Source organism: Mucilaginibacter pineti (assembly GCF_900101875.1).
GTDB classification, from domain to species: domain Bacteria; phylum Bacteroidota; class Bacteroidia; order Sphingobacteriales; family Sphingobacteriaceae; genus Mucilaginibacter; species Mucilaginibacter pineti.
Genome location: NZ_FNAI01000003.1, coordinates 177,641 through 193,018, shown reverse-complemented (window position 1 = coordinate 193,018; position 15,378 = coordinate 177,641). Strand labels below are relative to the sequence as shown.

The 15,378-nt window shown below is 45.8% G+C and carries 19 protein-coding genes; 9 read left to right on the top strand and 10 right to left on the bottom strand.

The genetic code is table 11. The features are described 5' to 3' along the window. Positions 1–60 precede the first annotated feature (60 nt). The 6 genes from BLS59_RS08870 (at position 61) to BLS59_RS08845 (ending at position 3,860) form a co-directional block, all read left to right on the top strand. Positions 61–252, top strand: a complete 192-nt coding sequence (locus BLS59_RS08870) for a hypothetical protein (protein WP_091147985.1) — start codon at positions 61–63, stop codon at positions 250–252. 16 nt (positions 253–268) lie between these two features. Continuing rightward, positions 269–703, top strand: coding sequence for a LexA family protein (locus tag BLS59_RS08865; protein WP_091147982.1), 435 nt, complete (start codon positions 269–271; stop codon positions 701–703). Next, a complete protein-coding gene (locus tag BLS59_RS08860; RefSeq protein ID WP_091147980.1) occupies positions 687–1,940 on the top strand; it encodes a Y-family DNA polymerase in 1,254 nt (417 codons plus the stop codon). Before BLS59_RS08865 ends, BLS59_RS08860 begins: the two co-directional genes overlap by 17 nt. Positions 1,941–2,113: 173 nt before the next feature. Beyond that, positions 2,114–2,779, top strand: coding sequence for a hypothetical protein (locus BLS59_RS08855; RefSeq protein WP_091147976.1), 666 nt, complete (start codon positions 2,114–2,116; stop codon positions 2,777–2,779). 178 nt (positions 2,780–2,957) lie between these two features. Further along, positions 2,958–3,554: a cupin domain-containing protein gene (locus BLS59_RS08850; protein ID WP_091147974.1), complete on the top strand. Its 597-nt coding sequence runs from the start codon at positions 2,958–2,960 to the stop codon at positions 3,552–3,554. Between the two features lie 12 nt (positions 3,555–3,566). Beyond that, positions 3,567–3,860 (top strand): hypothetical protein, encoded by a 294-nt coding sequence (locus BLS59_RS08845; protein ID WP_091147971.1) that lies wholly within the window; start codon positions 3,567–3,569, stop codon positions 3,858–3,860. A gap of 33 nt (positions 3,861–3,893) precedes the next feature. Here the strand turns inward: BLS59_RS08845 and BLS59_RS08840 are convergent, their stop codons facing one another. Together BLS59_RS08840 and BLS59_RS08835 are read right to left on the bottom strand one after the other, a co-directional pair. Further along, entirely contained in the window at positions 3,894–4,079 is a 186-nt protein-coding gene (locus BLS59_RS08840) for a Sec-independent protein translocase subunit TatA/TatB (protein WP_091147969.1), read from the bottom strand. Between the two features lie 202 nt (positions 4,080–4,281). Beyond that, on the bottom strand, positions 4,282–4,497 hold the full coding sequence (locus tag BLS59_RS08835; RefSeq protein WP_143014075.1) for a hypothetical protein: 216 nt from the start codon (positions 4,495–4,497) through the stop codon (positions 4,282–4,284). A 64-nt stretch (positions 4,498–4,561) separates the two neighbouring features. Between BLS59_RS08835 and BLS59_RS08830 the strand changes: the two genes are divergently transcribed. After that, positions 4,562–4,702 carry a DUF4113 domain-containing protein gene (locus BLS59_RS08830; RefSeq protein WP_091147964.1) on the top strand — a complete coding sequence of 47 codons (141 nt, stop codon included), beginning with the start codon at positions 4,562–4,564 and terminating at the stop codon, positions 4,700–4,702. Here BLS59_RS08830 and BLS59_RS08825 read toward each other — a convergent pair. Continuing rightward, a complete protein-coding gene (locus BLS59_RS08825) occupies positions 4,686–6,122 on the bottom strand; it encodes an IS630 family transposase (RefSeq protein ID WP_091147962.1) in 1,437 nt (478 codons plus the stop codon). The genes BLS59_RS08830 and BLS59_RS08825 overlap by 17 nt on opposite strands. Before the next feature lie 227 nt (positions 6,123–6,349). Between BLS59_RS08825 and BLS59_RS32670 the strand changes: the two genes are divergently transcribed. Then, entirely contained in the window at positions 6,350–6,949 is a 600-nt protein-coding gene (locus BLS59_RS32670; protein WP_091147959.1) for an SOS response-associated peptidase, read from the top strand. Between the two features lie 606 nt (positions 6,950–7,555). On the opposite strand, the gene BLS59_RS08815 is transcribed toward BLS59_RS32670, so the two are convergent. The 3 genes from BLS59_RS08815 to BLS59_RS08805 are packed head-to-tail and all read right to left on the bottom strand — an operon-like array spanning position 7,556 to position 8,891. Continuing rightward, complete coding sequence (locus BLS59_RS08815) at positions 7,556–8,287, bottom strand: DUF72 domain-containing protein (protein WP_091147956.1); 732 nt, start codon at positions 8,285–8,287, stop codon at positions 7,556–7,558. After that, positions 8,287–8,511 carry a hypothetical protein gene (locus tag BLS59_RS08810; RefSeq protein WP_091147953.1) on the bottom strand — a complete coding sequence of 75 codons (225 nt, stop codon included), beginning with the start codon at positions 8,509–8,511 and terminating at the stop codon, positions 8,287–8,289. The genes BLS59_RS08815 and BLS59_RS08810 overlap by 1 nt, the downstream gene beginning before the upstream one ends. Continuing rightward, entirely contained in the window at positions 8,508–8,891 is a 384-nt protein-coding gene (locus BLS59_RS08805) for a TraR/DksA family transcriptional regulator (RefSeq protein ID WP_091147949.1), read from the bottom strand. The genes BLS59_RS08810 and BLS59_RS08805 overlap by 4 nt, the downstream gene beginning before the upstream one ends. A 133-nt stretch (positions 8,892–9,024) precedes the next feature. On the opposite strand from BLS59_RS08805, the gene BLS59_RS08800 reads away from it, so the two are divergent. Beyond that, positions 9,025–9,498 (top strand): ankyrin repeat domain-containing protein, encoded by a 474-nt coding sequence (locus BLS59_RS08800; protein WP_091147947.1) that lies wholly within the window; start codon positions 9,025–9,027, stop codon positions 9,496–9,498. Between the two features lie 47 nt (positions 9,499–9,545). Here BLS59_RS08800 and BLS59_RS08795 read toward each other — a convergent pair whose 3' ends face one another. The 4 genes from BLS59_RS08795 to BLS59_RS08780 all read right to left on the bottom strand — a co-directional run bounded on the left by BLS59_RS08795 (position 9,546) and on the right by BLS59_RS08780 (position 15,269). Beyond that, on the bottom strand, positions 9,546–11,747 hold the full coding sequence (locus tag BLS59_RS08795; protein ID WP_091147945.1) for a catalase: 2,202 nt from the start codon (positions 11,745–11,747) through the stop codon (positions 9,546–9,548). A 2-nt stretch (positions 11,748–11,749) separates the two neighbouring features. Beyond that, positions 11,750–12,301: a YciE/YciF ferroxidase family protein gene (locus BLS59_RS08790; protein WP_091147943.1), complete on the bottom strand. Its 552-nt coding sequence runs from the start codon at positions 12,299–12,301 to the stop codon at positions 11,750–11,752. Positions 12,302–12,643: 342 nt separating this feature from the next. Continuing rightward, positions 12,644–13,504 carry a sugar transferase gene (locus BLS59_RS08785; RefSeq protein ID WP_091147942.1) on the bottom strand — a complete coding sequence of 287 codons (861 nt, stop codon included), beginning with the start codon at positions 13,502–13,504 and terminating at the stop codon, positions 12,644–12,646. Between the two features lie 415 nt (positions 13,505–13,919). Continuing rightward, positions 13,920–15,269, bottom strand: a complete 1,350-nt coding sequence (locus BLS59_RS08780; RefSeq protein ID WP_091147940.1) for a sugar transferase — start codon at positions 15,267–15,269, stop codon at positions 13,920–13,922. Positions 15,270–15,378 lie beyond the last annotated feature (109 nt).

Here is a 15,378-nt window from a genome sequence, read left to right as displayed (position 1 = left end):
TACTAAAAATATTAGTATTATAAAATATCTTTGATAATTTTGAGGTCTTAACTGACCGATATGAAAACACCGACTGATATCAGGCATGCCGAAGAACTGCTCCGCGAGGCCATGGAACTGCTGGAAGACACTTATCATAACCTCGGCATGTTCGAGCGGCAACGTTACGGAAAATTAAAAAAGCAGGTTGATCAGCACGAAGCGCTCAGTGAAACCATGAAAACGGCGCTTAATGTGATTGACACGCAATAACTGATAAATAGGGATTATGCTGAAGATAAAAAAACAAGCGACGAAAAGGGATGTGCTGGGGTTTCGCCTACCGATGCTGACGCATGAAGAGCCAACGCTGGACATTACCGATATCACGGTGGTCGATCCGGACAATACCTATTACATGCGCATGGGCAGCGAGGCGATGACCGCTTACCGGATCGGCAAGGACCACATCCTGGTAATCGACCGCTCCCTGCAGCCGGTACCCGGTAACATCGTTGTTTTCTTTCATGAAGGTGATTTTTATATCCGGGAATATTGTCCCGAAAAAAACAGGCTGGTCCTGAAAGCGAACTCACCTGCAGAAACGCTGGTCATCGAGAACGCGCAGCGCTGGACCTGCTGGGGCGTGGCCATGCTTTCCCTGAACCCCTTATTACAGCCGCAGCAGCGCACAGGGAGGTACAGCCGTGTTTGCGCATGTTGATATTAACAACTGTTATGTCAGCTGTGAAACGCTGTTCCAACCGCAGCTGAAAGGCAAGGTTGTCGTTGTCCTGTCCAATAATGACGGCTGCGTAATCGCCCGGAGCAATGAAGCAAAGGCCATTGGCATCAAAATGGCCGATGCTGAGTTTATCGTCCGGAAAACCTTGCAGGCACACGATGCCGCTATCTTTAGCAGCAACTATGCCTTGTATGCCGACATGAGCGCGCGGATGATGAACAACCTGGCGCGGTATACCTATATGCTGATGGTATACAGCATTGACGAGGCCTTTTTAGCATTAGGTAATATTACCGGCGTTGATCTTGAATCTTATGTTGCCGCTATCAGTCATAACGTGATGCGCGACACGGGTTTGTCTATTACGGTAGGTGTCGGGCCGACGATGGCGCTGGCTAAACTGGCCAATAAGGCATCGAAAAAGATGGGGCGGAAATTTTTGGTGTTGGATACGAGAGTTAAAGTTGATGAGGTAGTTCGGGATTTTCCTATTGAAGATGTTTGGGGTATTGGCAGACAGTATTATGAAAAACTGAAGTCGTTTAAGGTCATCACTGCTCAGGATTTCCGGGAACTGAAACCGGACCTTGTGCGCCAGCACATGACCGTACAAGGCTGGCGCCTGCACCAGGAGCTTTGGGGTATTCCCTGCAATGTGATCAGGGACGTGGCCGAACGCTCCAAAGGCATCGAATCCAGCCAGAGCTTTAATACCTACCAGACCGAACTGAAAAAGATCGAGGAGGCCACCGCGATGCACGCGGCTACGGTAGCCATTAAACTCCGGCAGCAAAAGAGCATGGCCATGACACTGACCGTTTACCTCCGGACGAACAAGCACAATATCAGCCATGACCAGCATTACCCGAGTATTACCCTCAAAGTGCCCTTCGCTACCAACAGCACGCAGGAATTTACCAAAATTTGCGTCCAGGCCATACGGGCCATCTGGCAGCCCGGCTATAACTATTTAAAGACCGGCGTCCGCGCCACCGGCATTATCCCCGCAGGGGAAGTACAACACAACCTGTTCAGCAATTACGACAACAGCAAACAACTGACGCTGAGCGGGCTGATGGACGACATCAACGCCCGTTACGGCCGGGGCTCACTGCGCCTTGCGGCTGAAGGCTATGAGAAAACCTGGAAAATGAAGCAGGAATTCCTGAGCAAGCAGTATACCACCAGCTGGCAGGACATCATAGTGGCTAAGTAAACCTAAACGCTGTCTTAAATTTCTTATGACTACATTACGATTGCGTAACAAATCCTTTTCAAACTCAATATTACTAACTATCGGATTCCTGTGATCGCGTATTGTCAGCTGTAGTTTAATTGCCGACATTTATGATGATTTTGGTTTAGGTGATCACGTAGCAACAATTTGGTATGTTTAAACAATCAGACGCACTGGAAAAAGTAGATCCGGAATTATTCAGCAGGGTCATGCAGCTCAGTGCACAGATCGGCGGTAAGGAAGAGCACTTTAACAATCTACAAACAGAATACCGGAAGCTGGCTTCAACCTGGTTGCTGGCCGCACTCGGGGCCAGCGGGTATCTGCTCCAATCTTCATCCGGGCTGCCCTTTGACCATTGGTATATTGTATTCGGGGTTTCCGTAGCCGCCAGCGTGGGGATCGCGATCCTCTGGATGCTGGACCTGAAGGTATACCAGGTATTATTGGATGGATTCTTTAAGGAAGGCGTGCGTCTGGAATCGGAGAACTATCAATGGCTCCCTCCCTTCCGTATCAATATCCTGTGTTCGCAGGAAACAGGCGATATCCGTACCAAGGTGCAGTATTATTATTTCTGCAGCATCGTATTACTGCTGGTGCTGGCTGACATCTCCGTATGGAATATTGGAACGCTGGCGCATCTCCCGGGCTGCCGGATCGCTGCTACGCTACTGATTGTATTGGTAATGGCCGGCATACAGCTTAAGTTGTTTCGTGCTGGTTTGCGGGATAAAAAGGCATTTCCAGGAACTGAATTTGGCCTGCTGATTGGCCAATGGCGAGCCAATAGGACAAAGGATAGCGAAAAACCTTAACTCCCATGACGACAACCGGGGACCAGGGCGCTAAATTTATTTAGTCGTAAAGGTTGTACGAATTAAGTAAGTTTATAAACTGGTGCACAATAGTTTGACTACCTTTGCGCACCAGCTGTTATTCAAGCAGCGGCGGTGGCTATATTCCTTTATTTAATTTTATTAAGCCCTAACAAAGATGGTTAACATCAGCGATTATATCAACAGCGGAATATTGGAACAACACTGCTTTGATATTTTTGATGAGAAACGCGGACAAGAGATCACTGCACTGCGCCTGGTTCACCCTGAAATAGACCACGAGCTTAATGAAATAGAGGATACGATATTACAAATGGCGAAAAGCCATGCTATTACGCCAGCTCCGCATTTAAAGCAAAGCATATGGAGAGCTTTGGGATTTCTTTCTGAAGGAAAACTGGACATCGGTAACCTTCCTCCTACAGACAAGAACTCCAGTGATACTGCCTGGCTGAATACTGTCGCCCACCTCTTGCCTGCCGAACCTTATGAAGATTTTTTCGCGGCCTTGCTCAGGCAGGATGCACATATCGCACAAACCTTAGTAGTAACACGGATGAATGTGCCGGAGGAGATTCACGAGGAGGTGGCGGAGAGCTTTTTTATATTACATGGGCAATGCGCTTGTACGGTAGGCGGTGACGTATTTATTTTGAATGCCGGTGACCACCTGGAGATTCCCTTACATATTAACCACGATATTAAAATACTATCCCCCTACGTAATCGCTATATTGCAACACCAATTCGCCTGATCCCGATCAACGATGACCATACTTTCCGACGCCGAATTAACAAGCGCCATCAAAAACCGTGAGCCAGCTGGTGCGCACGTTTTGTATGATCGCTACGCAGCAACTCTTTTTAAGCTGATCTGCTGCAGGCTGCAAAATCCCAAAGCTTCGGCTTATATTTTGAATAAAACGTTTGCCGTTGTATGGCAGGAAATCCACAACTATCCGGCGGACGAGCAAAGGCTTTTAGTTTGGATGGCGGGGATAGCGCGAAAACTCGCGATTCGGGAAAAGGACCATTTAACGCATAAACAATACGATTTTTAACAGGCAGGTTGATTAACCTGCCTGTTTGAAGTTTTAAATAGCTTTGCCTTCTTCTGCCTTAATGATAACGGGTTCTTCCTGTGAGATACCGTTCTGTGAATCTTTAAATTCTTTCATGCCTTTGCCCAGGCCTTTCATCATTTCAGGTATTTTTTTACCGCCAAACAGCAATAAAACGGCTGCTAAAATCAAAATTATTTCCGGTGCTCCTAATCCCATGGTCCTGCTTTTTTAATATATGTATGTTGCACTATTTACGTTTATTAATAGCTCATGGTTTTATCAACTAAAACCTTGAGCGATCAGGACATGCATCATGTGAGACCAATCCTTCTGTCAAATTTTAATTATTTAAAAAAACGCTTTATTTTTTTATAAAACACTGAAAGTCAATACCAATATGCAATTACTCATCATTCACTCATATAATATCATCCGCCAATTTTAAATGCAGCCCTTCGAAGGTTAATATACCGGCCTGGATGGTTTTACCCACCGCCGCTGACAGATGCCGGCGCATTTTATCAGTAACCCGCGAAAAACCCAAAAGTCTGGCAACCAGCGGCATGGCTTCCTCTTCGGTGCTCGCGATGGCCCCGCCCACAACCTGCCGGATCGCTATAAATATTCTACTCAATACATAGATTAAATATTTAATTATCAAATTTTACAGATACGAACATACCTGAATCGAATATTGCATGGACGACATCAACGCCCGCTACGGCCGGGGTGCGCTGCGGGTCGCGGCCGAGGGTTATGACAAAGCCTGGAAAATGAAGCAGGAATTCCTAAGTAAACAATATACCATCAGCTGGCAGGATATCATCGTAGCCAGGTAAACTGGTAATTCGCTACGCCGCGCATCGCGTGCCGGCTGCGGCAATTACACGTTTCACAAAATTTTGCTGCGACGGGTTCCATGCCCCAGATCTTCTTTCCTGCCCGTATGGGATTTTCCTGAAAGTGCTGGTTCCGCGTTTTAAAATAGCCGGTAATAGCCTGCTGGCAATCATCGACAGAGCTGTAATCACTGTTATGGATTACGGTCCTGGCCAGCCCGCCAAACACGGACTCGATGACATTCAGGTATTGCGTCCGGGCGGGCAGCGGCGCCAGTTTGATCTCGGGAGCCCCTGCCCGGTTATGCTCCTTTATAAAATCCAGCAGGATCCCGGAGCGGTGCCAGCTCACGGCGTCCCAGCAGAGGTAAATGCATTTTTGATCGCTGTATTGTTCCAGCAGCATTTCTAAAAGCTTGATGGTCTCGAAGGTATTTTTCCGTTTCGAAAAGAAATGGCTGACCTGATTGGTGGACAACTCCAGGGCGGCCCTGCAGATCACGATGCCCTTATGTTTTTGCTTATCCGGCACATCATACGGTTCACCGGGGGCTTTCAGCATCCGCCCGCCCTTGATCCTGATACCCACCGGGCCGTATTCGTCAATGGAAAAGAATTTTTCACCGGGCTTAAGCTTGTTTAGTGTCTGCTGGATCATTTTAATTTTTTCCCGGAACTTCAGATCCTGGCTTGTCAGCACGTCCCTGGACTTTTTGAAGGTATAGCGTAATTGCTTCAGGCAATATTTTACCTGTGCCCAAGAGATGGTTTTCTCAAAAACGCGGCCATACTGCTGGCTGAGCGCTGTGATCGTCCAGCTTGTACGGTTCAGGCCATAGGACTTGGGCGGTTCGTGCAATAATTTAATAATATGCTCCTTCCGTTCTTTCATCCGGCGGGCTACTTCCGGCGCTATTTTGTGTCTTGCCAGTTCAAAAGCTTTTAAGCCATTTTTAATATAAGCCGCTATCCAGTCACCGACCGTTTTCCTCATCGCCTCGATCTTGCGCGCGACTTCAGTAACCGTTGCGCCCCCGGCGGCCATTTCCAGCGTTACAGCGATCTGCCAGTTCCGGCGGCTGTCGGATTGTCGCCATTTTTTCAGCACCTTCAGGTCCTCCGCCGGTATCGGCGGAAGCAGGTTGGGTTTAAGCGGAAAACCGTTATCAGCGATCCATTGGTAAAACAAGGCCGTGAATGGCAGGTAAGCATATCCCCGGGGACAAATAAGCCGGTATTTTTTCCAGACGGGTTTGGCTTTAACGCCCGGTTTTTCTCCAGCCAGCAGGCGCGGCAACAGTTCCATTAAGCGGACATAAAACGCGGTTGGCCGGTGAGGCGGAGGCGGTTCCGGCATATAAAAATCCATATCCTTCAACCGTTCGGGATAGGCCGCCTGGATGCGTTTGAATTCCCTCATATAACGCCAGGAAGTGACCGTAGAGATCTGAAGCTTTTTGGCAATACGGTAACCCGTCGAATCGCCGGCGATGAACTAGCGGCGCAACGCATTCATTTTTTTCCCGGGAATCTGGTGACGAAACATAACCAAGGCTATACTATAAATACAACCGTACTCCTTTTTCGTTTCAACTAAAATATTAAATTACTAAAATAATTAGTAATTTTACCCGTTATCAATTAAATATGTGCGGAAGAGTATTAATCGGAGAAACAAAAGACATCGTGATCAGCGGCCGGGAAGGCAGGCCATTTACACCCAAAGCCAACAAAAGCGGCAACCCGGGCTCTGTACTCCCGGTCGTTACGGACGCTATGCCGGATAAAGTACAACAATTCCGCTGGGGATTGCTTACGCCGGACGAAAACAAGATCCATAGCAAATACAAACATGCGCGGATCGAATTATTGCACACCGTCGGGATGTGGCGGCAGCTTACGGGTAGGAAACATTGCGTGATCCGGATTCAGGCTTTTTTTGAATATAACAGGACCCAGGAAAAAACATACCGGATCGAACGCGCTGATGGTAAACCATTTTACATCGCCGGTTTATGGGATATCTGGCTCGACATTGATACCAACGTATTACTGCCTACCTTTGCCATGATCACCATGCCGCCTAACCGCGATATGGCGACTATCCACGACCGTATGCCCGCTATCCTGGAGCGGGGCGATATCAAGACCTGGCTGAACCAGGGCCTGACTGGTACGGAACGGGTCGCTTTTCTGCAAAGTAATCCTTGTCTTTCTGAAACGCTGAAGATCACCGTGGAAAAATAGTGAGCTGCTGGTCTTATGCGCCGAAGCCGGCCAGCATGGGCTGTCTTGACCGCTTCCATATTACCCTCCATTTTGTTATAGATTTGCAAATAATGCGTGCACAACCCCTCGATCACTTCCTGGTAAGGCAGGAAGAAATCATCTTTTTCAGATGGGAGCGCTACCCTGATCCGTTCGGAATAATCCAGCACCTGCAGGTATAATTCATGGGAACGCTGGTTATCCTCCAGCATCTCCTGGAAACTATAAGGGATCGCAAAATAAATCCCGATCAGGTTGTATTTCCAGTTTTCGGCCTGTAGCTTTGCCTGGTAAGCATCCAGCCTATCCACCTCCTGGCGAAGAAAAGCCAGTGTCCGGTCGCTGCGGTCCTCCCCTCTTTGACGCCAGTAAGCGATGTTTTTCTTGATCATGGCCATCAGTTCGCCGTTCATGAAATAAAAATTCTCGCCGATCTCCAGCTTTTTACCGCGGTACAGCGACTGCACTTCAAGGAAATACCTGCGGAAATTGCTAACTTAATGCCTATCGCCGTAAAAAGCGATTCTTCCGAACCATGTGCAGATTATCGTAGTGCATTGTTGTTGGGCAACAAATTTCAATAGTCTATACGCCAAGGGAACGTTTCAGAAAATGCAGGTTTTCCAGCGCTGCTCCCGCGGTGTTATTGAAATAAACGTAAACCGTTTTACCATCCGATTGCCACTCACTGATATAGGACGCGTATTCAGACAGAAAACTTTCGCTGTAACTTCCTTTATAATTACCGGAGGGACCGTGGAAACGCAGGTAGACCAGATCATCGGCGGTGATCTCCATGGGCGTGGCCGATTTGGGCATATCCTGCAAAACCACGGCAGCCTGTTGCCGGTTCAGGAATTCAAAGACCTCATCCTTGTACCAGGATGGGTGCCGGAATTCGACGGCGACAGGCCAGCTATAGGTTTTAAGTATAACCAGTAATTCTTGTAGTTGGGGGAGTGCCGAAGCCCGTAAGCTGGGGGGAAACTGAACCAGTAGACAGCCTTGCCGGATTTGAGGGAGTTGGATGACTTCCATAAAACGATACACATCTTCCTTACGAAATAACAGGTTTTTCCGATGTGTGATCTCCCTCCACAATTTGAAGGTAAAACGGAAACCGTCGGTCACTTCGCTTGCCCAGCGGGCAATTGTTTTTGCTTGCGGGACTTTGTAAAAGGAAGTATTGATCTCGATACTGTTTTCCTTTAGCGCATAATAACCCAAGCGAGACAGGTGGGTATGTTCAGGCAAAAAATCCCGTTTAGGCTGATCGATCTGCAGGCCGCTGGTGCCGCCAAAGAATTTTCCTTCCATCAGTCCAGGATAATATACCAGCGGTTTTCATCATCCAGCGCATAATGCAGCCCGTCGCTCATTTCATACACATCGCGGCCGATTTTTTCGCTGAAATAGCTTTTCTCATCACGGATCACGGCACCATTATTCTCTACACGCAGGAAGAAAAGGAGCGCCCCAAGATTGGGCGCTACGTCTTTAAGGTGCCTGGCCTCCCCTTCTTTTACAAATGCAGAACTCATGCCTGTTTAAGTTTGGCTTCCATGCTCTGGGTCGTGTGCGGAACGGCCAGCAACCGTTCCTTCGGGATCAGCTTACCGGTCGAACGGCAGATCCCATAAGTCTTATTTTGGATACGCAACAATGCTGCCTCGAGTTGTTCAATGAATTTCTTCTGGCGCGCAGCCAGTTGATTCGTCTGTTCCTTTTCAAACGTTGCAGAGCCGTCTTCAAGGGTCTTGTCGGCAATGGCCGCTTCATCACCATTGGTATTCGCAGAACTCAGTGACCCCGCCAATTCATATAGCTCTTCACGGGCGATACTGATCTTGCCTTTAATCAGCTCGCTAAATTCTTTCAGCTCGGTATCGTTGTACTTTGTTTTGTTTGTTTCTTCCAGCATGTTACCCACAACAATGATCTATCTTAAAGGTTGGCCATTAACTAAAAAAAGCTTGACTAAAGATTCCGGATATTTAAACATTAAATAGCCCCGTCTGTTATCCATTGGTATTTAAAACCATAAAACAGCTACCATGACCCAATTGAACGAGGTACTTATTGTTGCCGCCAGGCAAGGCAATACAGCAGTATTAACAGCAGCAATCGGGCAAGGCGCCGAGGTAAACAGCAAGAATGAAAAAGGGTATACACCTTTGGTCATCGCCTGTTACAACCAACAATTGGATGCTGCCAGGTTATTACTCGAGAACGGTGCAGACGTGAACGCAGCTGATTTCGGCGGTAATACCGCGCTAATGGGCGTAGCATTTAAAGGCTATCGCGATATTGCCGAACTGTTACTGGAGTATGGGGCCGATATTGACCAGCAACACGGAAATGGCGGTTCGGCTCTTATGTTTGCCACCATGTTCGGCCGCAACGAACTGGTTAAATTATTACTGGATAAAGGTGCAGACAAGACCATCCTGGATTCCCGCGGCTTGAGCGCACTTGAGCTGGCTGTTCAACAGGGCAATCGAGAAGCGGCGGCACTGCTCGCGGATTAACAAAAAGCCTCCCGCTAAAGCGGGAGGCCTGAACATATACTTTTCGGTTAAGCCGGGATCTTTCGCGGCTTTTCCCTTTCCCAAAAACGATGTTGCTTAATGGCATTGATAAACGCCTTCGCCAAAGCATCAGTATCACTTCCAACAATCACGCCTTCATCGTTTTCTATTTTCTTGCTGAAATAGGTCGCCTCCAGAACTTGCATGGCATCCGAATCCGCGGCGATTGGTTTACAATGTTTAAAGGCTTCGTTCAGGAAATGTACCGCGTCTGCATCCGCTTCCAAAGTGGCTACGCTGTTAGTACCGCCGGGAACATAAACGGCGTCGAACAAAACAGACGCGGCACCCAGCAAACTTTCATCCACATTGATCTCTTCATCGTTAACTGAAGTCAGGAAACCCAGCCTTGGCGCGATCACTTCCACTACCCCGCCTTCGGCTTCTACAGCCGCTTTCAAGATATTTAAAGATTTATCGTCAACACCATCAGCAGCCAGGATAGCTACTTTGCGGGTTTTGATGCTGTCCTTTATGGTATCAGCCATACTTAATGCAGGTGATTTTAGTAAAGAACTTTCCACCTGAATGGATGCATAGCCTGCAGGATCAGCATCAGCCGGGATGTTCTGGTTCAATTGTTCGCCGATATTTTCCGGGATATGCAGGCCCAGCGCATAAGCTACTTCTGCCGCTAATCCTTTATCGATCTGCGCCAGCAGCGCCAGCATCCGCTCCCGGATGTCCACCGCTTTTACTTTTCCCAGTTCAAAACTCAGCGCGTCGGTGATATGGTTTTTTTCCGGATCGGACTGACTGTTAAAGAACAACCGCGCCTGGCTGAAGTGGTCGAAAAAGCTTTTGCTTCTTGCCCTCACCTTGCCGGCCGAGATCCTTTCCGGGTAGGTCACAAAACCACCCTCAGCGGCTGTAGCCTGCCGCGGATCATTAGCCCCTATAGAATTAGGGCCATAACTCGTTTTTCCTTTATTGATCGTCTGCCGCATGTGGCCGTCACGCTGGTTATTATGCACCTGTACAACGGGTCTGTTGATCGGGATCTCCTGGAAATTCGGCCCGCCTAATCGGGTTAGCTGCGTATCCGTATAAGAAAACAACCTGCCCTGTAGTAAAGGATCGTTGGTAAAATCAATACCCGGTACTACATGCCCTAAATGAAATGCCACCTGTTCCGTTTCCGCAAAGAAATTATCCGGGTTGCGGTTTAAGGTCATTTTGCCTACACGCTGTACCGGCACCAGCTCCTCCGGGATCAGTTTGGTAGGATCAAGCAGGTCAAATTCAAACTTGAACTCATCTTCTTCCGGCACGATCTGCACACCAAGCTCCCATTCGGGAAAAGCACCGCTATCGATAGCATCCCAAAGGTCGCGACGGTGAAAGTCGGGATCTTTACCTGATATCGCCTGCGCCTCTGACCAGGCCACCGAATGGATGCCCAATAAGGGCTTCCAATGAAATTTAACAAAGCTTGCCACACCTTGGGCGTTCACAAAGCGGAAAGTATGCACACCAAATCCTTCCATCATACGCAAACTGCGTGGAATAGCGCGGTCGCTCATCGCCCACATGATCATATGGCTTGATTCCGGCGTTAAGGAAATAAAATCCCAGAACGTATCGTGGGCAGACGCTGCCTGCGGAATCTCATTATCCGGCTCTGGTTTGACAGCATGAATCAGATCAGGGAATTTGATCGCGTCCTGGATAAAGAATACCGGCATGTTATTACCTACCAAATCGAAATTCCCCTCCTGCGTATAAAAGCGAACGGCAAAACCGCGTACATCACGCGCCAGGTCGGTAGAACCCTTGGAACCGGCGACGGTGGAAAAACGCACGAATACCGGGGTTTCCGTGGCTGTATCGTTTAAAAATAATGCTTTAGTAACCGTTGCCAATGATTCATAAACTTTAAAAACACCATGTGCACCGGAACCGCGCGCGTGCACTACCCTTTCCGGGATCCGTTCGTGGTCAAAATGAGTGATTTTTTCCCGCAGGATAAAATCTTCCAGCAAGGTTGCACCACGGTCGCCCGCTTTCAGTGAATTCTGATCATCATTGATCTTCAGACCTGTGTTGGTCGTCATAAACTCACCCGTTGAATCCGCAGTATGCGGTGCCAGGTTCTCAGTTTTAGCGTTACTATGCTGTACGCCTTTATTTAAATTCTTGGTATCGCCGGTGGTGTCTTTACCTTTTTTAGTAATTTCCTTTTGTGCCATGGTTATGCTTCTTCAGATGCTTTGTAGTTAATGTTATGTTCTGCTACGCTGGTCAGCAGTTCATCTGCCGCTTTCTCCTCCGTAAGGGTCTGGTATAGCAGTTCTGCTATAGCATCCAAACCAAGTGTTTTGGCCAGTTGGGTCAAACCGCCGTAGGTCGCGATCTCATAATGTTCCACCTTTTGAGATGCCAGGATAATGCCTACATCACGCGTAGCCGTACCGGATTCGGTACTTTCAATAATGCCTTCCCCCTCCTTGCTGAGGCCCTCCATCGCGTCACATTTTTTTGCCTGCGGCTTTTCGCCCAGCAGTTCAAATACCTTTTCCAGGCGGCCGGCATGACCTTTGGTTTGCTCCAGGTGATCCTCTATGGTTTTAACAAGTTCGGACGAAGTGGCGGCATGGATCATTTTGGGCAGGTTCGTCACCAGGTGGTTTTCTGCCCAGTAAATATCCATGATGCCGTCTTTAAACAGTTCAAGCAATGCGGGTTCTGCATTCACAGAAGTTTTAGTGCTGAACTTGGGTTCAGTATTGGTTTCGTTTTTCATAAACAGGTGATTGATTGGGTAATGATGTTAAATAACCTACCTTAATAAGCTTTAAAACCTTGAGTTGTTTTAATTCGTAGTTTATTTTTTAAATTCAAATTTAATGCCTTGATTTCATAAAAAAAACCCAGCTTGTCTGGAAAAACCCGGATTCTGTATCAAGTGAGGTAAAATCGCCGAATTCTTTATCGCAGCCTTCCAAGTCGCCGTTGAAACAGATCTTAGATAAGCCGGTATCTGGCATCTCTATATGGATGACTTGCCTTACTTTCTCTCTATTATTTTTTAGGTAACATGATTTTGCCCCATATCTGATGGCGTTACTGTTAAGTGACAACTTTTTTATTTCCCTTTACATTGCGTCATTACCTTCACGGTGCGTAGAATTACTACAATATCAGCCCGCAAATTAATTTTTTGCAGGTACTGCAGGTCATATTTCAAACGGTCACACATTTGTTCGACACTTTCCGCATAACCATAATGAACCTGGCCTAATGAGGTAATTCCAGGCCTTATGAGGTGAAGCTTTTTATAATCCGGGTTTATTTCTACAATTTTATCAACAAAGTACCTGCGCTCAGGCCTTGGCCCCACAACAGACATATCACCCCTTAAGACGTTCCAAAACTGGGGCAATTCATCAAGCCGGCTTCTGCGCATTACGCGCCCCCATTTTGTTATCCTGGGATCGTCCGCATTCGATAGCTGCGGGCCATATTTTTCCGCATCTACATGCATGCTTCTAAATTTGTATATATGAAATTTCTGTTCGTGTTTGCCCACTCTTTCCTGTTTATAGAAAACCGGACCGGGAGAAGATATTTTTGTAATAATATAGATAGCGGCGAAAATGGGAAATCCCAAGAACATCAATATTAAAGAAAAAACGATATCAAACAACCTCTTCAAGGTCATCACCTCAGGATTTAGATCAATCTCTTCCCTGACGTGGACCAGTTTAAGGAAATTAGGGGTGTCCTTTATATCAAATTCAGCGTGAGTGAAAGCACTTGCGTTGAACGGTAAGGGTTCGCTGGCAGCCGAATCGGCATAAACGCCGCCACTCAGATCTACGTTTTTATAGGCGACGGTCAGCGTTCTGGTAAGCCAGTCTTTATGCTGCTGAAAAACAGCATTGAAAAATTCAATTCCGGAATAAATTCCTAAACCTGTAAAATGTTTTTTGTGGTGCTTTTGCATAGATAGTGTTTTTCAGTCCACAGGTAACTGACAAACGCACCTGCTTATCCTCACAGTGCAACAACTAAACCAAACATCACAGTTATTAAATTTTCGTTATAAATAATTATATACCGTTATAATTATATTCATTTAAAAAGTTACGGGTAGTCTTCTGGCTTTTTTTATTCTTTTACTGCTTGGCAAAAGCTGAAAGTGTTTACTTATGTAAACAACTTTTAATACATTGTGTATTTTTTTACCAACCTCTCTTTGGAGGGTAGCGAGGCCAGACTATATTGAATAGCACAATAGTTAAAACTCCATCCATTTGAAAAAATCATTCCCAGGTCATGAAAATCCCATGAACCATTTATTCAACCGTTAAGCAATTTACTCGCAATAAGCTTACCCGCCAGTCTTGCATAGCCAAGAGCTACTTTCCTTTAAACTGAACCATTACTTGCAGCGTTCTCAAAATAATGTTCAAATCGGTGTTTAAAGATATATTTTTGAGATAAACCATATCATACCTGACCCTATGACATATTTGCTCTAAATTTTCTGCATAACCATAACTTACCTGCCCTATTGATGTCAGCCCTGGTTTCAGGCTGAAAAGTTTCTTATAACCAGGAGACTTTAACACGATTTGTTCAATATAAAACTGTCGTTCTGGGCGCGGACCTACAACAGACATATCGCCTTTTAGAACATTCCAAAACTGCGGCAATTCATCTAATCTTGATTTCCTTATAATTCTTCCCCATTTTGTAATTCTCGGATCATTGTCACCGGAAAGCTGGGGACCTTTTGCCTCCGAATTGATATACATGCTTCTGAACTTATAAATACGAAAAGGCTTATGATCCTTTCCAATTCTTTCCTGTCTGTAAAATACCGGGCCATTCGAAGTAAGTATGGTAATGATGGCCAGCAGTATAAATCCCGGAAACCCGATGATCATCACCAAAGAAGAAAACAGAATATCAAAGCTCCTTTTGAAAATTATAATTTTTTGACTTAATTGGGGTTTTGAAGTTAATTGAATGACCGGCAGGTTATCATAATTAATGATGCTTGCAAAGCTATTGTTTAAAAATAAATCAGAAACAAATTTGACCGTAACCCTGTTTTGGTCACCCATATCCACAACCCGTTGTAAAAAAGATGGGTGCATGCTTTTATAGCATACAAATATTTCATCAGCCGCTTTGTCAAATAGCTTTGCAATTAATACCTCCTCTGAACAATCAGTTAAATCTTCCTGAGAAATAAAGTCAATAAAATGGTAGCCGTATTCAGGATGTCTTGAAAATGTTTTTTTTAACTTATTGGCGATATTTTCATCTCCAATAAGGACTATGTGCTTTTTATTGTATCCTTTTTTCCTGATATAATCCAATATCAAAAAAATTGCTCCTCTTTGTAAACACAGCAAACCTAAGAATAAACCATAGGTAAAAAACATTTCCCAACGGCTAACTTCAAAAAGCTTAAAAAAATACACTGCAGCCAGCACGGCCAGGAGGTGGTATATTAAAGAAGATAAAATTCTATTGATACTGTCACTTAATACCAAAGGGCGGTGAATAACGTAATTTCTTGTTAATGAGGCCACGGTAACCCAAGCCATATTAACCAATAGTAAAAAAACAGAAGAGTTTATTTCGGATGAAAAATAGTTAAAGACCAATAAATGAGCACATTGTATTGATATATTTAATAATATTAAATCACAAACAAAAGTTATCGGCGGTAAAAATTTTGCGTAGCGTATAGTCATAGATAGTTGTGCAAGTTTAAATATTTACTGGATAAGAATATGATTTAAAAGAAAAATTATATTATTTCTTATCAATACGTATTATCCTCACACAACGCTACAATCTTAT